The organism is Mesorhizobium sp. M0991, from assembly GCF_040318915.1.
Taxonomy (GTDB): Bacteria; Pseudomonadota; Alphaproteobacteria; order Rhizobiales; family Rhizobiaceae; genus Mesorhizobium.
In genome coordinates this window covers 130,302-147,844 of record NZ_JAMYNE010000010.1, presented here as the reverse complement: position 1 = coordinate 147,844, position 17,543 = coordinate 130,302, and the positions used below count along the sequence as shown (strand labels likewise).

Here is a 17,543-nt window from a genome sequence, read left to right as displayed (position 1 = left end):
TCAATGGCATCGACGATTTTGGAGATGCGCGACATCACCAAGACGTTTCCCGGCGTCAAGGCGCTGTCGAACGTCAAGCTCATGGTCGAGGAAGGCGAGATCCATGCCGTGGTCGGCGAGAACGGCGCCGGCAAGTCGACGCTGATGAAGGTGCTGTCGGGCGTGTATCCGTCCGGCACCTATGACGGCCAGATCATCTATCGCGGCGATGAGTGCCATTTCAAAGGCATCCATGATAGCGAACGCAAGGGCATCGTCATCATCCATCAGGAGCTTGCGCTGGTGCCGATGTTGTCGATTGCCGAAAACATCTTTCTCGGCAACGAGCACGCCAGATACGGCGTCATCGACTGGAATGCCAACGAGACGCGCACCAGCGCCCTGCTCAAGAAGGTCGGCCTCAAGGAAGACCCCAACACGCTGATCACCAATATCGGCGTCGGCAAGCAGCAGCTGGTCGAGATCGCCAAGGCGCTCAGCAAGGAAGTGAAGTTGCTCATTCTCGACGAGCCGACCGCGAGCCTGTCCGAAAAGGACAGCCAGGCGCTGCTCGATCTGCTGCTCGAATTCAAGCGGCAAGGCATCACTTCGATCCTGATCTCGCACAAGCTCAACGAGGTGAACCGGGTCGCCGACAAGGTCACCATCATCCGTGACGGCCGGACCATCGAGACGCTGGCCAAGAAGGACATCTCGGAGGACCGCATCATTACCTCGATGGTCGGCCGTTCGCTCGACGACCGCTATCCGCCGCGCGAGCCGAAGATCGGCGAGACCGTCCTCGAAGTGAAAAACTGGTCGGTCTACCACCCCATCCATGCCGAGCGGCAGGTCATCAAGGGCATCAACCTCAACGCCCGCAAGGGCGAAGTGGTCGGCATTGCCGGGCTCATGGGCGCCGGCCGGACCGAGTTTGCCATGAGCCTGTTCGGCCGGTCCTATGGCCGTCGCATCACCGGCGAGGCGTTCCTTAACGGCAAGCCGATCGATGTCTCTTCGGTGAGCAAGGCGGTGGAGCACGGCATCGCCTACGTTACCGAGGACCGCAAGACCTACGGTCTCAACTTGATCGACCACATCAAGCACAACATCACGCTGGCCAACCTGCCCGGCGTGTCGCGCCACGGCGTGATCGACGATTTGCGCGAGCTCTCGGTCGCCAATGATTATCGCGGCAGGACCAATATCCGAGCCTCGAGCGTCTACCAGATGACCGGCAACCTTTCTGGCGGAAATCAACAGAAGGTGGTGCTGTCGAAATGGCTGTTCGCCAATCCGGAAGTGCTGATTCTCGACGAGCCGACACGCGGTATCGACGTCGGTGCCAAGTATGAAATCTATACGATCATCGCGCGTCTCGCCTCCGAGGGTAAGGCAATCATCGTCATCTCGTCGGAAATGCCCGAACTGCTCGGCATCACCGACCGCATCTACGTCATGAACGAAGGACGCATCGTCGGCGAAATGGCGGCGAGCGACGCCAGCCAGGAAAAGATAATGCGCGCCATCGTCCGCGGAGAAGGAAAAGCATCATGAGCACCGAAAGCGCTCCCGGGCCGCAGACCGGCGTTGCCCAGGACCTACAACAGGGACCTCGCATTGCCGTCTCGGCGCTGGTCACCAACCTGCGCGAATACGGGTTGGTGCTGGCGTTGATCGCAATCATGGTGTTCTTCCAGTTCACCACGTCCGGAACGCTGTTCAAGCCGGTGAACCTCAGCAATCTGGTTCAGCAGAACAGCTTCATCATCGTGATGGCGCTGGGCATGCTTCTGGTGATCGTTTCGGGCCACATCGATCTCAGCGTCGGCTCCGTCGCCGGCTTCATCGGCGCGCTGGCGGCGATGATGATGGTCATCTGGCCGCTTGGCCCGTTGAGCAATCCGCTGGTGGTGTCGATCATCTGCCTGATCGTCGGTGGCGCGATCGGCGCGGCACAAGGCTACTGGATTGCCTATCATCGAATACCGAGCTTCATCGTCACACTGGCGGGCATGCTGATCTTCCGCGGCATCTGCCAGGCGCTGCTGGGTGGCGGGTCTTCCGTGGGGCCGCTCCCCGTCGGCTTCAAGGCGCTCAGTTCCGGCTTCATTCCGGACCTGATCGGCCCATTGACGCTGATACCGCCAACCGTGAACGCCGCCGGCAAAACCATTGTCGGCAGCGGCCTGACGCTGCACCTGACGACGATCGTGATCGGCCTCGTCGCCGTGCTCGCCTATGCCTATTTCGGACTCAGGGCACGGCGCACCCGCGAGAAGCATGGCTACGAAGCCGAGCCCTTCTCGCTGTTCGTCGTCAAGACCCTGGTGATCAGCGCGCTGGCGCTGTTTCTCGTCTACCAATTCGCCACCTATAGGGGTCTCCCCATCGTTCTCATGGTGATGGGCGTGCTGATCGCGTTGTTCGTCTTCGTTACCAAACGCATGACGATCGGCCGTCGCATCTATGCGATGGGCGGCAATGCCAAGGCAGCCCAGCTATCGGGCATCAAGACCGAACGGCTGACGTTGATGGTGTTCATCAATATGGGCGTGCTGTCGGCACTCGGCGGCCTGATTATCGCTGCGCGCCTGGGCCAGGCTGTGCCGGCGGCGGGCCTCGGCAGCGAGCTTGACGTCATCGCCGCGGTGTTCATCGGTGGCGCTTCGGCGATGGGCGGTGTCGGCCAGGTCATCGGCGCGGTGGTCGGCGGCTTTATCATGGGCGTCATGAACAACGGCATGTCGATCATGGGCGTCAATGTCGACTGGCAGCAGGTGGTCAAAGGCCTGGTGCTGCTCGGCGCCGTCGTCTTCGACGTCTACAACAAGAACAAGGCTTGAGAGGCAACCAGGAGGCATACGGGTCATATCGCGGCGCTGCCGGGCGACGCGAAAAAGTCCCCCGAAGGACCTGATCCGCGAGCGCAATCCGGACGAAGAATTTCAACCGAGGCGAGGACAGGGTCCGGGCCGCGCAGGGTAGGGTTTGCCGAGAAAGGCAGGCCAGCCCGCAATTCAGAGAGGGTTACCATGCTGATCTCACAGATCCTCGACGACGCCGAGACGATCCGCGTCGTTGCCCGCAACGGCGGCAAGACCCGCGTCATCAACGGCGCCCGCAGCGTCTATTCGCTGGCGATGGAGGCCGCGCGCACCGGCAGCGGGCTTGTCGCCCTGATCGAGCGCAAGGGCTTTGGCGAAACCGTCGATCTCGACGCAGCCTACAAGAAGGGGCGGCTGCTGTCGCCGATCAACCATCCCGATCCGGCGCATCTCCATCTCACCGGCACCGGGCTGACGCATCTCGGCTCCGCCGCGACCCGCGATTCCATGCATAAGAAGCTCAGCACGGACGGCGAGGAACAGCTGACCGATTCCATGAAGATGTTCCGCATGGGGCTTGAGGGCGGCAAGCCGGCGAAGGGCCAGACTGGCGTGCAGCCGGAATGGTTCTACAAGGGCAATGGCACCATGGCAGTGGCGCCCGGGGCGCCGCTTATGTCGCCGGCCTTCGCCCAGGATGCCGGCGAGGAGCCGGAAATCGCCGGTATCTATGTGATCGGCGACGACGGCGCCCCGTTCCGCGTCGGCTTCACGCTGTCGAACGAGTTTTCCGACCACGTCACCGAGCGCGTGAACTATCTCTTCCTTGCCCATTCCAAGCTGCGCAACGCTTCGTTCGGGCCCGAAATCCTGATCGGCGATCTGCCGTCCGACATCCGCGGCGCCTCACGCATCCTGCGTGACGGCAAGCTGCTTTGGGAAAAGCCGTTCCTGTCGGGCGAGGCGAACATGTCGCACACCATTGGCAATCTCGAGCATCACCACTTCAAATACTCGGCCTTCCGCCAGCCGGGCGACGTGCATGTGCACATGTTCGGCACGGCGACGCTGTCCTTCGCCGACGGCATCAGGACCGAGGCCGGCGACGTGTTCGAAATCGAGGCCCAGGATTTCGGCCTGCCGCTGCGCAACCCGCTTGAAATCGAGCAGCCGGTGAAGGTGGCGGTGAAGGCGTTGTAAACTGGTGACAGAATTCAGGGGCGAAAGATGAACGGCCTGCGGATTGGCACTGTGTTCGTAAGTTTAGTCCTGTTCCTCGCCTATTTCTCCCCAGCGGCTTACAGCGCCGGACAATGCAGCGCAAAATCCTATCGCGAAGCCCGGATGTCGATGACTAACCGGCTTCTGGCCACCGGCTATTCGAAATCGCAAGTGAGCTTTCTGATGCGCAACGCGGATCGCATGACGTCCGCACTCCGCGCTGACAGAATGAACGACAATGGCAGAGCCTGCGGTATCGACTCCGCCAGAGCCCATGTGCTGGGATGTCTCGGCAAGCAGTTGTTCCCCTTGCAGTCCAGCTCAAGCGCCTCACTTGACGAGAAGCAAACCAGAGGATTTTGGGGGAAGAAGCGATTGGCAGTGCGAGAACTGCTCTTTATCGGTCAGTTTCATGGCTGCCTTGGCGCCGCGAAAGAATATCTGTTTCGCGGCTGACGGCTTGTTCGCGGCTGACGGCTTGCGAACAAGCTCAGCGCGCGGCGCGGAAATGCTTGGACAGTTTCAGGCCCTGCGCCTGATAGTTCGAGCCGAGATCTGTGCCGTAGAGCGCTTGCGGCCGTTTCAGCATGTGCTCGTAGACTAGCCGCCCGACGATCTGGCCGTGGTCGAGGATGAACGGCACTTCATGGCTGCGTACCTCGAGCACCGCCCGGCTGCCGGTGCCGCCCGACGCCGAATGGCCGAAACCCGGGTCGAAGAAACCGGCATAATGGACGCGGAACTCGCCGACCAGCGGATCGAAGGGCGTCATTTCGGCGGCGTAGAGCGGCGGCACATGCACCGCCTCGCGCGACACCAGAATATAGAATTCGTCCGGATCGAGCACCAGCTCGCCGGCACCGCTCTTGTAGAGCGGCTCCCAGAAATCGACGACATCCTGCGCGGCGCGCTTGTCGACGTCGACCAGGCCGGTGTGGTGCTTGCCGCGATAGCCGACCAGCCCGTCCTTGTCGCCGTCGAGATCGATCGACAGCGCGATGCCACCGCCTGAGATATTGGGTGGTTCGGTGGCGACCAGCATTTCGGCGCGGTGCAACTCGTGCAGCTCGCTTTCCGACAAAAGCGCATTGCCGGTGCGGAACCTGATCTGCGACAGCCGCGAGCCGGTCCGCACCACGATCGGGAAGGTGCGCGGGCTGACCTCCAGATAGAGCGGGCCTTCATAGCCGGCGGCGATCTTGTCGAACTCGTGGCCGCGATCGGTCATTACCCGGGTGAAGATATCGAGCCGTCCGGTCGAGCTTTTCGGGTTGGCGGAGGCGGAAATATGCACGGGCAGCGCCAGGCTTTCGAGCAGCGGCACGATGTAGACGCAGCCGGTTTCCAGCACGGCACCATCGGCGAGGTTGATCTCGTGCAGCTTCAGCCGGTCGAGCTTATCGACAACCCTGTGGTCCGGGCCGGGCAAGAAGGAAGCACGCACCCGCCAGGCCTTGTCGCCGAGCCTGAGGTCAAGGCTGGCCGGCTGGATCTGATCGGCATCGAGCGTGCGCGGCGATTTCAGCGCGCCCGACTGGAACAGCGCGGAAATATCCTGATCGGGAAGAATGCCTGTCTGCCGCAAGGGTCTGGCTCCGTTCGAACGCCGGGCGAGGTCTTGTTCTGTCGCAGGTCCGACCGTGGACGCCTTTGGCACCTGCTTGGTACAACCCTCTTAATCATGCCGGCAATTGACGCAAGCGTGGCGCGGGTCTAAAGGTCGTTATCCCGTGGTGATTTGGCCGGTCGGCTTGCAGCCACGTTAAACAAGTCGCTAAAGGACCGTCGGGCCGCAAGGCCATATGGACCGGTTGCGACTTTCGCGACCGGTTTTTTGTTGTTTGGACCATTTTTGGTGTTGGATAGAATGATGAACAAGAAGCGCGACTGGAAGCCTCAGACCGCACTCGTGCATGCCGGGACGCTGCGTTCCGGCTTCGGCGAGACCTCCGAGGCGATGTATCTCACCCAAGGCTATGTCTACGAGACGGCGCAAGCGGCGGAAGCCCGCTTCAAGGGCGAGGAGCCGGGCTTCATCTATTCGCGCTATGCCAACCCGACCGTCGACATGTTTGAAAAACGCATGTGCGCGCTGGAAGGCGCCGAGGACGCGCGCGCCACGGCATCCGGCATGGCGGCGGTGACGGCAGCACTGCTGTGCAGCGCCAAGGCGGGCGACCATATCGTCGCGGCGCGCGCGCTGTTCGGCTCCTGCCGCTGGGTGGTCGAGACGCTGGCGCCGAAATACGGCATCGAGGCAACACTGGTCGACGGCACAGACATCGCCAGTTGGGAAAAGGCGGTCAAGCCGAACACCAAACTGTTCTTCCTGGAAAGCCCGACCAATCCGACGCTGGAGGTGGTCGACATCGCCGCCGTCGCCGCACTTGCCAACTCGATTGGCGCCAGGCTGATCGTCGACAATGTCTTCGCCACGCCCTTGCAGCAGAAACCCCTGCAGCTCGGCGCCCACATCGTCGTCTACTCCGCGACCAAGCATATTGATGGCCAGGGGCGCTGTCTTGGCGGCATCGTCCTGTCGGACAAGAAATGGATCGACGAGAACCTGCACGACTATTTCCGCCACACCGGCCCCAGCCTCTCGCCCTTCAATGCCTGGACGCTGCTGAAAGGCCTGGAGACGCTGCCGCTGCGCGTACGTCAGCAGACGGAAAGTGCCGGCCGCATCGCGGATTTCCTCGCCGAGCGCCCGCAAATCGCCCGCGTCATCTATCCCGGCCGCGCCGACCACCCGCAAGCGGCCGTGGTCCAGAAGCAGATGTCGGGCGGCTCGACGCTGATCTGCCTGGATGTGAAGGGCGGCAAGCAGGCGGCCTTTGCCTTCCAGAACGCACTCGAGATCGTGCTGATTTCCAACAATCTCGGCGATGCCAAGAGCCTGATCACCCATCCGGCGACGACGACGCACAAGAACTTGACCGATGAGGCTCGCGCCGAGCTCGGTATCGGACCGGGAACGCTCAGGCTTTCCGTCGGCCTGGAAGATGCCAACGATCTGCTCGAAGATATCGAGCAAGCGCTGAGAGCTGCCGGATAAGGACTGGCCGAACAGAGGCGAGCGGGGATGCGCCGATCAGGCGCCGGACGGGGTCTCTTCCAGCTCCGCGACGGCCTTGGTCTGGATGGTCATCACGTTGCCGCGCCAGTCGACGGCGCCGCTCAGCCATCCGCGCGCCCAAATGGCGGGAAGCATCAGGTCTCGCGCCATCATCGCCGGGATCGTGCGCGGCGACAGGTGCCATCCCTTGGCCGAGGCCAAGACGCATTCCGGCAGGTAGGCCGCGACCAGCACGGCGATGGCGGTTGCCGGCAGGCTGCCGCCGGCGTCAGCCGCGGCGATCAGCGCAAGCACCAGCGGCGGCGCCGCGCCGATCAGGATTTCGGGGGCAAAGAACAGTGCAAAGGTGACGCGGCGCAGCCGCGCCCAGCGCGCCTGCCGCGACCAGATCTCGCCAAGCGTGCGCCGGCCGAGCGGCTGTTCGAAGGGCGAGGCGACAAGATTGACCCGCAGTCCGAGCCCGTTGACCAGCTTGGTCGCGGCGGCGTCCTCGGCGATCTCGGCAGCAAGCGCGCGGATGCCGCCATTGGCATCGAGCATCGGCTTGTTCCACAACATGCTCTTGCCCCGCGCGAAGCCGAGGCCGAGCGCCTCTCCAGCGTACTGCCAGCGTGCCTGCAGCGTGTTGAGAAAGGCGCATTCGACCTCCCCCCAAAACCCGTCCGGCCGCGAGCCGATCGGCGTCGAGCAGACGAGGCCGGTATCGGGCCGCCATGCCGCCATCAGCTGTTGGACATAATCGCTCGGCATAAGCACGTTGGAATCGGCAAGGATGACCCAGCGATAATGGGCCGCCTCCCAACCCTTCACGCAATTATTGAGTTTTGGATTGCCGCTGATGCGGTCGTCACCGACTAGAAGGCGGGCGCGAATAGCTGGAAACCGCGCCATTGCGGCGGTGATCGGCTTGACCACCGGGTCATCGGTATGGGCGACGCAGAAGATGAGTTCGTAGCGCGGCCAGTCGAGGGAGAAGGCGCGCTCCAGAGTCTCTTCGGCAAACGGCTCGACGCCGCGCGCCGGGACGACGATCGATACCGGCGGCGCGTCGGCCGCGGGCGGTGCAATCCTGGCTGGTCGCTTCAGCTTCAGCGAAGCTAACAGGATGCTGGCGAGATTTGAAAGAAGGAGGGCTATGGAAAGGAGGGCGGCTGCGAATGTCGGTTCCATCGAGATCTGGTCACTCCAGAAATGCCGGCCGCATGACGGCCGTTTTCAACAATTCGACAAAACGCTGAGTCGCCCAGCACAAGCCTGCACACCATCATTGTCATGTGTCACTCAAATGACATTGTTTTTCGGCACCTGCGCTTGAGATCGGGCAAGAAGATGCCGCGCATCGTTGACCAAACTGCGCTGAGCATCGAAAGTTCCATCTACATTGCTTTGGAGCAGTTCATGTACAGCGCCGTCACCCGCAACATCGAAGTGCAGGTCAGGCCGTTCTATCTGGAGGATCACTCCGACCCGCCGCAAAACCGCTATGTCTGGGGCTACCAGGTGACCATCGACAATCAGTCGGATGAGTTCGTGCAGCTTCTATCACGCTACTGGCACATTACCGACGGCACCGGCAAGGTCGAGGAAGTGCGCGGTCCCGGGGTCGTCGGCGAGCAACCCGGACTCAACCCCGGCGACAGCTATCAGTATACGTCTGGATGCCCGCTCTCGACCCCGTCCGGCATCATGGTCGGGCACTACACAATGCGCAACAAACGGGGCGAGACGTTCGACGTTGCCATCCCCGCCTTCTCGCTCGATTTGCCAGGCACGCGGCGCACCGTCAATTGAGGCTCGTCATCCAGCCGCTGCAAACTCCGCCGGGTCGAAGTCATATTGCTTCGAGCAGAATTCGCAGGCGACGTGAATGCTGCCATCCTCGGTGCTGTCCCTGATCTCCTCGGCGGAAAAGCCTTCGAGGATGCCGCGGATCTTCTCCCTCGAGCATGAGCACTGGTCGGCGACCGGCACCCCGCCGAAGACGCGGACGCCATGCTCGTGGAAAAGCCGGTAAAGCAGCCGTTCGGCGCCGATCGTCGGATCGATCAGCTCGGTCGGTTCAATGGTACCAAGCAGCGCCAGCAGCTCCTGCCAGGAATTGTCGGTCGGGTCGTGGATTTCCTCACGCGGATCGCCGTCGCCACCGGGAAGGTCGGGTACGCGCATGCGCTCCGCCGACTGCGGCAGGAATTGTGCCAGCAAGCCACCGGCCCGCCATTGCTCGCGGGCACCGCCGACGCCGGGCGTCAGAAGCTTGGCAACCGAAAGCCGGAGGTCGGTCGGAATCTGCTCCGACTGGCGGAAATAGGTGCGTGCGGCATCTTCCAGTGTGACGCCGTCGAGCTGGACGATGCCCTGGTAGCGTTGCGTGTGAGCGCCCTGGTCGATGGTCAGCGCCAGGACGCCGCTGCCGAGTAGCGTCTGCGGTGACGTCTCGCCGGCAGAAGTCAAAGCCTGCAGCCGGTCGGCATCGAAGCGGGCATAAGCGCGCAGCGCGTGCGGCGTGGAGAAATCCGCGACCAGCATGTCGACCGGCCCGTCGGTGCGGGTCTGCAGAATGAACTTACCCTCGAACTTCAGCGAAGTTCCGAGCAATACCGTCAGCACACAGGCTTCGGCCAGGAGCCGGGCGACCGGCTCGGGATAGTCGTGGCGGCTGAGAATAGCGTCGAGCATCGACCCGAGCTGGACGGTGCGGCCGCGCACGTCGAGCGGGCCGACCTCGAACGGCACGACATGGTCGTCGCCGGCGTAGCCGAATTCGCCGAGCTTGGGTTTATGTTCAGCCAATTGATGAGTTTCCAACATGACAAAGCTCCGGGGCGCGGCGATGCCGCCCTCCGGGGCGCATGCGACGAGACGCGCTCGATTTGCGTGATGCGCCTGAGATAGGCACCACCCACTTCCGGATCAAGGCGGCCCGGATCAAGGCGGCGCAGATCAAGGCGGCGCGGATCAGGCCGGCCCGGATCACCGCGGCCCGTATCAAGCGCCCAGGCACCAGGCCAAGACCGCCTTCTGGGCATGGAGCCGGTTCTCGGCCTCATCGAACACCACCGAATGCGGCCCGTCGATGACCTCGTCGGTAACCTCCTCACCGCGATGCGCCGGCAGACAGTGCATGAACAGCGCGTCCGGCTTGGCTTTCGCCATCAGTGCCGCATTGACCTGATAGGGCAAGAAGACATTGTGGCCGCGGGCACGGTGCTCCTGGCCCATCGACACCCAGCAGTCGGTGACGATGCAGTCGGCCTCGTGAACGGCCTCCTCGGGCGAACGGGTGAATTTCAGCTTGCCGCCATTGGCTTTCGACCAGTCGACATGTTTCTGAGCCGGTTCGCTGCCCTCGGGCACGGCGACGTTCAGCTTGAAGCGGAACCGCGCAGAAGCCTCCAGCAGCGAATGCAGCACGTTGTTGCCGTCGCCGGTCCAGGCGATCGTCTTGCCGGCCACCGGACCGCGATGCTCTTCGAAGGTCATGATGTCGGCCATCAGCTGGCAGGGATGGGTCTCGTCGGTCAGCCCGTTGATGACGGGGACCGTAGCGTTTTCCGTCAGTTCCAGCAGCCGGTCATGCGAGGTGGTGCGGATCATGATGGCATCGACATAGCGCGACAGCACCTTGGCCGTGTCGGCAATGGTCTCGGAACGGCCAAGCTGCATCTCGGTGCCGGTCAGCATGATCGTCTCGCCACCCAACTGCCGCATACCGACGTCGAACGACACGCGCGTGCGCGTCGACGGCTTGTCGAAGATCATTGCCAGCACCTTTCCTTCGAGCGGCTTGGTGCGTTCGCCGGCCTTGAGCCTTGCCTTTCGCACAGCTGCGTCGTCGAGCATGAAGCGCAGATCGCCTTCGGAAACGGCGGAAAGATCGGTGAAATGGCGAAGGGACATCAGGAATTCCAGGATTACTTCGCGGCGGCAGCGACGATGGCATCCGCCAGGCTTTTGGCGCCGGCACGAATGCGCTCGAGCGCTTCGTGGATCTCGGCGTCGGTGACGGTGAGAGGCGGCAGCAGGCGGATAACGTTGTCGCCGGCCGGAACCGTCAAGAGATGCTGGTCACGCAGTGCCACCGTGACCTTGGTGTTGGGCATCGCGCATTTAAGCCCGAGCATCAGGCCGGTGCCCCTGATGCTTTCGATAACATCCGGAAATTCGTCGGCGACACCGGCAAGCCCCTGCTTCAACAGCAGCGCCTTGCGCCGGACGTCCTCGAGAAAGCCGTCTTCCAGCACCACGTCGAGCACGGCGTTGCCGACCGCCATCGCCAGCGGATTGCCACCGAAGGTGGTGCCGTGCACGCCGGCGGTCATGCCGACCGCTGCCTCGTCGGTGGCGAGGCAGGCACCCATCGGAAAGCCGCCGCCGATGCCCTTGGCCACCGCCATGAGGTCGGGTGTGACACCCGCCCACTCATGCGCGAACAGCTTTCCGGTGCGGCCGACGCCGCATTGGACCTCGTCGAAAATCAGGAGCAGCCCGTGCTGATCGCAGAGCTGCCGGAGGCGCTTCAGCGATTGCGTCGGCACTTGCCTGATGCCGCCCTCGCCTTGCACCGGCTCGATCAGGATCGCCGCGGTTTCAGGCGTGATCGCCTTTTCGGCGGCGTCGATATCGTCGAAACCGACCTGGTCGAAGCCGTCGACCTTGGGGCCGAAACCTTCCAGGTATTTGTACTGGCCGCCGGCGGCGATGGTCGCCAGGGTGCGGCCGTGGAACGCGCCTTCGAAGGTGATTGTGCGGTAGCGCTCGGGATGGCCCTTGACGAAGTGGTAGCGCCGCGCCGTCTTGATGGCGCATTCGAGTGCCTCTGCGCCGGAATTGGTGAAGAACACCTTGTCGGCGAAGCTGGCGTCGGCCAGCCGCTCGCCGAGCCGGCTCTGTCCCGGAATCTCGTACAGATTGGAGACGTGCCAGAGCTTGGCGGCCTGCTCGGTGAGGGCCGCGACCAGATGCGGATGGCTGTAGCCCAACGAATTCACGGCGATGCCGCCGGCGAAGTCGAGATATCGCTCGCCCTTATCGGTGACCAGCCAGGTGCCTTCACCGTGGTCGAAAGCCAGGGGTGCGCGAACAAAGGTCTCGAAAAGCGCCGAACCGCTCATTATATGCGTCTCCGGAACCGGAAAAATCAAAAAGCCGCCAAAGCGGCGGCCCTTGTGGCTTATCGTGTTTTTCGGCCGTGAAGTCAACGAAAAGGTCGCGTAAGGACGTGCGGCAAGCCCTCCAGCACAACGCCGGCTCGTAAGTGACCGGGCAAGTTGGGGAAAACCGAAAAAACCGATTCGTGTTGGCCTTGGGACTCTTGTCACCGAGTCAGCGCATAAGGTAATTGTAGTAGAGAAATAACTAGATTTCGTGCGGCGGACCTAATCACCCGATATATGTGGTGTCTGCCCGGCAGAAGCCGGGTCGGGAATGGATTCCGATTGCCGCACGTTTCAGCAGGAGCGCGGTCTCATGAACTGGACTGACGAGCGAGTCGAACTTCTCAGAAAATTGTGGTCGGAGGGCCTCAGCGCCAGCCAGATCGCCGCGCAGCTTGGCGGGGTCAGCCGCAATGCGGTCATCGGCAAAGTGCACCGGCTGAAACTGTCCGGTCGCGGACGCACGACCGCCTCACCGGCACGCCAGAAGAAGACGGTACAGGGATCGACGATCCAGAAATCGGTGTCGCGGGCAGCAAGCGCCACGCGCCATGCCACCACGTCGATGTCGATCGGTGCGACCGCGCTCAAGGCGCAGTTCGATGCCGAACCGGTGGCGCGCCACTATATCCGCCCGGTCGAGAACGTCGTCGTGCCGATCTCGCGGCATCTGCAACTCGTCGAGCTGAACGAGCGCACCTGCAAATGGCCGAATGGCGATCCGCTTTCGGAAGACTTCCATTTCTGCGGCAACGACGCCGCCGAAACCGGGCCCTACTGCAAGTATCATGCCCGCGTGGCGTTTCAGCCGGCATCCGAGCGGCGGCGGAGCAGGTGAATGGTGAATGGTGAATGGTAGCGGGTTGAGCTTGGAGTAAGAAGCAAGGCTCTTGTCTAGCCCTATTCACTATTCACCATTCACCCCACTTCATAGCCACCCATTCTTGCGAAACCGCCAGTAAAGAAACGTGCAGATCAGGGCAATTGCCGCCAGGACGGCCGGGTAGCCATACTCCATCCTCAGTTCCGGCATGTCGCTGAAATTCATGCCGTAAATGCCGGCGAATGCCGTCGGCACGGCCAAGATGGCGGCCCATGAGGCAAGCTTCTTGGAGATCGCCGTCTCCTGGCTTTGACCGACCAGAAGGCTCGCCTCGAAGGCGAAGGCGAGAACCTCACGCAGGCTGTCGATCTTTTCCTGGACAGTGCGGATGTGGTCGGTGACGTCGCGAAACAGCGGGTGCATGGCTGTGTGGATTTGCGGCAGATCGGCGCTGGTGAGCCGCCGGCAGACCTCCACCAGCGGCAGGGCCGCATTACGCAGGCGCAAGAGATCGCGGCGCAGCATATAAAGCCGTTCGATATCGGAGCCGGTCATCGGTTTCAGCAGAACCTTGTCCTCGATCGCCTCGACCTCGTTTTCGATCTGCTCGAGCACCGGCATGTAGTTGTCGACGATGAAATCGAGAATGGCGTAGAGGACGAAATCCTCGCCCTTGGCAAGGGAATGCGGGCAGCTTTCCCAATGCTGGCGAACGGCGGCGTAGGAGGTCGACGGGCCATGCCTGACGCTGACGATATAGCCGGCGCCGACGAACAAATGTGTCTCGCCGAAGGTGACACGGCTGTCGATCAACTGCGCCGTGCGGGCAACGATGAACAGGGCATCACCATATTGCTCGATCTTCGGCCGTTGGTGCGGATGCTCGGCGTCCTCGATCGCCAGCTCATGCAGATGGAATTGCGCCTGGACGCGCAGCAACAAATTGCGGTCGGGCTCCAGCAGTCCGATCCAGACCACGTGGCCCGGCTTCCCGGCCCATTCACCGGCTTCCTCGATCGGTATGTCGGCGATGCGCCGCCCAGCCGTATAGACACCGCAGGCGATTATGCCCGACAGCGGCGGCGCAGGAGCAAACTCGCGGACATATTCCATCGCAGCCTCCTGAAGGCGGGGCCTTCATCGCGGAACTGAGAAGTCGGCGCGTCGAAAGCTTAGCGCAATTTTCTGTCAGGTGGCGAATCCGAAATTCGCATCGGTGTCGGGAGAACTCACTTCGCCGGTGGCGTTGCAGGAAGAATAATCTTGTCCGTCTTGTCGCCCTTTGGACGATCGGCCGGCATCTGATCGCCGGTGACGATATAGTAGATCGTCTCGGCGATGTTGGTGGCGTGGTCGCCGATGCGCTCGATGTTCTTGGCGCAAAACAGGAGATGTGTGCAGGGGGTGATGTTGCGTGGGTCTTCCATCATGTAGGTCAGCAATTCGCGAAACAGCGACGTGTACATGGCGTCGATCTGGTCGTCGCGGTCGCGCACGAAACCGATTTTCTCCACCGACCGCGACGCATAGACGTCGAGCACTTCCTTGAGCTGGGTCAGTGCCAGATTGGCCAAAGCCTCGAGGCCGCGGAACAGACTGTTCGGCTGGCGCCCGTCTGCGACCGCAACCACCCGCTTGGCGACGTTCTTGCCGAGGTCGCCTACCCGTTCGAGGTCCGCCGAGATGCGGATCGCGCCTACGATCTCGCGCAGATCCGTCGCCATCGGCTGGCGCTTGGCGATGATGATGATCGCCTTGTCGTCGATCTCGCGCTGTCCCTCATCCAGAACCAGGTCGTCTCGAATGACTTTCTGGGCAAGCCCCGGATCCGCATTAACCAACGCCGCGACCGCCTGCTCGACCATGCGCTCGGCATGCCCGCCCATCGCCGCGATGCGCTTCGACAGATATTTCAGCTCCTCGTCATAGGCGCTGACGATATGCACGGACTGCATGGACGAAATGCCTTCCCGGGATCTCGTGGTTGAGTCGTTCCCTCGAATCCCCGCTGATACGCTAGCCGGATGACAGAAAAAAGAAACGGCCCATTATGTGCTAGAGATAGTACCGCGTCAGCGAGCCGGCAAATGGACCGTGAACGCAGCGCCCTTGCCGACCTCCGACCTGATGGAGAGCCTGGCGTTGTGGCGGGTCAGGATATGCTTGACGATGGACAGGCCAAGGCCGGTGCCCTTCTGGGTCCGGCTGTTCTCTACGTCGACGCGGTAGAAGCGCTCGGTGATGCGCGGGATGTGTTCTTCGGGGATGCCGGGGCCGAAATCCCTGATGGTGACGTCGATGCCCGGTTCGGGATCGCTATCGCTGCGCGTGATCGACACCACGACGCGTCCGCCCGACTGACCGTATTTGCAGGCGTTTTCCAGCAGATTTTCGAAGACCTGGAAAAGCTCGTCCCGATCGCCGGGCACGTCGAGCGGCCCTTCCGCGAAATCACGCTCGATGACGACGCCGTTTTCCTTTGCGAGCGGCCCAAGCGAATCGATGACGCTGTCGATGGCCTGGCGCAGGTCGACCTCGGTTCCCGGCTTGAGATAGGGCTTCATCTCTAGGCGCGACAGCGACAGAAGGTCGTCGATGAGGCGCGCCATGCGGCTGGTCTGGTTCTGCATGATCTGCAGGAACTGCTCGCGCGCCACGGGGTCGTTGCGGGCCGGCCCGCGCAGCGTCTCGATGAAGCCGGTGATCGAGGCGAGAGGCGTGCGCAGCTCGTGGCTGGCATTGGCAATGAAATCGGCACGCATTCTGTCGATCCGGCGCGCCTCACTCTGGTCCTTGAACACCAGCACGTAGAGATCCGTGGCATGGCCGACAGAAGACGCGCTCACCCGATAGGCTCGTTCGACCGGCAGCTTTTCTATGTAGTCGACGCTGTCCGAAGCGACGTTGCCCGCCAAGATACTATCCAGCAAGGCCTGCATTTCCGGCGCGCGGAATTTCAGCGACAGCGACATGCCGGGGGCAATTCCGCCAAAGGCGGCAAAGGCGGCGGCGTTGGCGTGGACGATGGCGGCGGAGCGATCGAAAATGATCAGCGGATCGGCAACCGCCGCCGCGAGATATTCGCCGGAAAGCCGTTGCAGACCGCTCGCCTCGATGGCCGCGGCATTTTGGGTCGATTGACGCGCGACGCCGGCCGGCAGCATCGCAGCGGCAACCAGCACGACGCCTGCCAGGAGCACCACATAGCCGGACATGCCGGCAAAACCATAGACCATCAGCACCGCAATTAAGGCAGCCGCCAGCAGCCAGCGGCTGTTCCACAGCCGCATGGCGACGGCTTGCGCCCTGCCTTTCCGCTCTGTGCCGATGTCGGCCATTTGCGCTCCGTCTGCGGCCACTTCAAGAACTTCCTGCTGGACCGGCGCTAGAGCACAGTGCGTCCAATTGGGCGCACAAAGGACGCTCTACCACTTTATATGCTGCATCGTTCTTTCCGAAAATCGATTCCGATTTTCGGGCCGATGCAGTAAGGCTCCCAATAGCATGAGTCCGGAAGCTGGAAAGGTTCGCCTCGATGAAAAACGCGAAGGAAATCCCCGCCGCACCCTCATCGGGGCCGCTGAAGATCATGATCGACGGCAAGGAGCGGGAGTTCGACATCGAGGCCCCCACGCTTCCCCACTGGGTCGAGGACCGCAAGCTGACCGCCGGCGGCTATCCCTACGACAAGAAGATGAAGAGCGAGGAGTATGACGAGAGGCTTGAGAAGCTGCAGATCGAGCTGGTCAAGGCGCAGGCGTGGCTGCAGTCGACAGGCAAGCGGGTAATGTCGCTGTTCGAGGGGCGCGACGCTGCCGGTAAGGGCGGCACGATCTTCGTTTTGCGCCAGTATCTGAACCCTCGCACGGCGCGCAACGTGGCGCTGACCAAGCCAACACCCACCGAGCTTGGACAATGGTACTTCCAGCGCTACGTCGACCACTTCCCGACGTCGGGCGAATTCGTCACTTTCGACCGCTCCTGGTATAACCGCGCCGGCGTTGAACCGGTGATGGGATTCTGCACGCCCGAGCAGCACGAGCAATTTCTGGACGAGGTTCCGCATTTCGAGCGGATGATCCGCAACGAGGGCATACATTTCTTCAAATTCTGGCTGAACATCGGCCGGGAAACGCAGCTCGAGCGATTCCATGACCGCCGCTGGAGCCCGCTGAAGAGCTGGAAGTTTTCGCCAATCGACATCGCCGGCATCACCAAATGGGACGACTACACCAAAGCGCGCGACCTGATGGTCGAGCGCACGCACAAGGAGTTCGCGCCTTGGATCATTGTGCGGGCGAACGACAAACGGCGCGCGCGGCTGGCCGTCATGCAGCGCATTCTCCTTTCGCTTCCCTATGACGGCCGCGACCTCGACGTCATCGGCAAGGAGGACAAGAAGATCATCGGCGAAGGGCCGACTTTACTCGAAAAATAAGCTCACCTCATCGATACGCGGC

The 17,543-nt window shown here is 62.3% G+C and carries 16 protein-coding genes and 1 riboswitch; of the genes, 8 read left to right on the top strand and 8 right to left on the bottom strand.

Translation table 11 applies throughout. The features are described 5' to 3' along the window. Positions 1 to 3: 3 nt before the first annotated feature. From mmsA to NKH70_RS16815, 4 genes are all read left to right on the top strand, one after another. Entirely contained in the window at positions 4 to 1,536 is a 1,533-nt protein-coding gene (mmsA, locus tag NKH70_RS16830) for a multiple monosaccharide ABC transporter ATP-binding protein (protein ID WP_292659527.1), read from the top strand. After that, positions 1,533 to 2,825 carry a multiple monosaccharide ABC transporter permease gene (gene mmsB, locus NKH70_RS16825; RefSeq protein WP_292659525.1) on the top strand — a complete coding sequence of 431 codons (1,293 nt, stop codon included), beginning with the start codon at positions 1,533 to 1,535 and terminating at the stop codon, positions 2,823 to 2,825. The genes mmsA and mmsB overlap by 4 nt, the downstream gene beginning before the upstream one ends. A 189-nt stretch (positions 2,826 to 3,014) precedes the next feature. Continuing rightward, positions 3,015 to 4,007 (top strand): AraD1 family protein, encoded by a 993-nt coding sequence (gene araD1 / locus NKH70_RS16820; RefSeq protein WP_352715665.1) that lies wholly within the window; start codon positions 3,015 to 3,017, stop codon positions 4,005 to 4,007. 27 nt (positions 4,008 to 4,034) lie between these two features. After that, positions 4,035 to 4,484 (top strand): hypothetical protein, encoded by a 450-nt coding sequence (locus NKH70_RS16815; protein ID WP_352914266.1) that lies wholly within the window; start codon positions 4,035 to 4,037, stop codon positions 4,482 to 4,484. 34 nt (positions 4,485 to 4,518) lie between these two features. On the opposite strand, the gene NKH70_RS16810 is transcribed toward NKH70_RS16815, so the two are convergent. Further along, positions 4,519 to 5,613, bottom strand: a complete 1,095-nt coding sequence (locus NKH70_RS16810) for a 2'-deoxycytidine 5'-triphosphate deaminase (protein WP_353025665.1) — start codon at positions 5,611 to 5,613, stop codon at positions 4,519 to 4,521. Positions 5,614 to 5,748: 135 nt separating this feature from the next. Beyond that, a riboswitch (SAM riboswitch) is annotated at positions 5,749 to 5,826 on the top strand. Positions 5,827 to 5,895: 69 nt separating this feature from the next. On the opposite strand from NKH70_RS16810, the gene NKH70_RS16805 reads away from it, so the two are divergent. Beyond that, entirely contained in the window at positions 5,896 to 7,086 is a 1,191-nt protein-coding gene (locus NKH70_RS16805; RefSeq protein WP_353025663.1) for an O-succinylhomoserine sulfhydrylase, read from the top strand. A gap of 36 nt (positions 7,087 to 7,122) precedes the next feature. Here NKH70_RS16805 and NKH70_RS16800 read toward each other — a convergent pair whose 3' ends face one another. Then, positions 7,123 to 8,277 carry a glycosyltransferase gene (locus NKH70_RS16800; protein ID WP_353025661.1) on the bottom strand — a complete coding sequence of 385 codons (1,155 nt, stop codon included), beginning with the start codon at positions 8,275 to 8,277 and terminating at the stop codon, positions 7,123 to 7,125. 228 nt (positions 8,278 to 8,505) lie between these two features. Between NKH70_RS16800 and apaG the strand changes: the two genes are divergently transcribed. Beyond that, on the top strand, positions 8,506 to 8,898 hold the full coding sequence (gene apaG, locus NKH70_RS16795; RefSeq protein WP_254816331.1) for a Co2+/Mg2+ efflux facilitator ApaG/CorD: 393 nt from the start codon (positions 8,506 to 8,508) through the stop codon (positions 8,896 to 8,898). A 6-nt stretch (positions 8,899 to 8,904) separates the two neighbouring features. Here apaG and NKH70_RS16790 read toward each other — a convergent pair whose 3' ends face one another. The 3 genes from NKH70_RS16790 to NKH70_RS16780 all read right to left on the bottom strand — a co-directional run bounded on the left by NKH70_RS16790 (position 8,905) and on the right by NKH70_RS16780 (position 12,218). After that, positions 8,905 to 9,915, bottom strand: a complete 1,011-nt coding sequence (locus tag NKH70_RS16790) for an Hsp33 family molecular chaperone (RefSeq protein ID WP_352715680.1) — start codon at positions 9,913 to 9,915, stop codon at positions 8,905 to 8,907. Positions 9,916 to 10,092: 177 nt separating this feature from the next. Continuing rightward, the gene (gene argF, locus NKH70_RS16785) at positions 10,093 to 11,004 is read right to left on the bottom strand and encodes an ornithine carbamoyltransferase (protein ID WP_352914271.1); all 912 of its coding nucleotides are present in this window, start codon (positions 11,002 to 11,004) and stop codon (positions 10,093 to 10,095) included. Between the two features lie 14 nt (positions 11,005 to 11,018). Next, positions 11,019 to 12,218: an aspartate aminotransferase family protein gene (locus tag NKH70_RS16780; RefSeq protein WP_352715686.1), complete on the bottom strand. Its 1,200-nt coding sequence runs from the start codon at positions 12,216 to 12,218 to the stop codon at positions 11,019 to 11,021. 355 nt (positions 12,219 to 12,573) lie between these two features. Between NKH70_RS16780 and NKH70_RS16775 the strand changes: the two genes are divergently transcribed. Beyond that, positions 12,574 to 13,098: a GcrA family cell cycle regulator gene (locus tag NKH70_RS16775; protein WP_023677348.1), complete on the top strand. Its 525-nt coding sequence runs from the start codon at positions 12,574 to 12,576 to the stop codon at positions 13,096 to 13,098. 90 nt (positions 13,099 to 13,188) lie between these two features. Here the strand turns inward: NKH70_RS16775 and NKH70_RS16770 are convergent, their stop codons facing one another. The 3 genes from NKH70_RS16770 to NKH70_RS16760 form a co-directional block, all read right to left on the bottom strand. After that, a complete protein-coding gene (locus NKH70_RS16770; protein WP_352715689.1) occupies positions 13,189 to 14,196 on the bottom strand; it encodes a magnesium and cobalt transport protein CorA in 1,008 nt (335 codons plus the stop codon). A gap of 116 nt (positions 14,197 to 14,312) precedes the next feature. After that, positions 14,313 to 15,038 (bottom strand): phosphate signaling complex protein PhoU, encoded by a 726-nt coding sequence (gene phoU / locus NKH70_RS16765; RefSeq protein WP_352488223.1) that lies wholly within the window; start codon positions 15,036 to 15,038, stop codon positions 14,313 to 14,315. 117 nt (positions 15,039 to 15,155) lie between these two features. Continuing rightward, positions 15,156 to 16,421 carry a sensor histidine kinase gene (locus tag NKH70_RS16760; protein ID WP_352914278.1) on the bottom strand — a complete coding sequence of 422 codons (1,266 nt, stop codon included), beginning with the start codon at positions 16,419 to 16,421 and terminating at the stop codon, positions 15,156 to 15,158. Positions 16,422 to 16,618: 197 nt separating this feature from the next. Between NKH70_RS16760 and ppk2 the strand changes: the two genes are divergently transcribed. Beyond that, positions 16,619 to 17,521, top strand: coding sequence for a polyphosphate kinase 2 (gene ppk2, locus NKH70_RS16755; RefSeq protein WP_353025657.1), 903 nt, complete (start codon positions 16,619 to 16,621; stop codon positions 17,519 to 17,521). Positions 17,522 to 17,543: the final 22 nt, after the last annotated feature.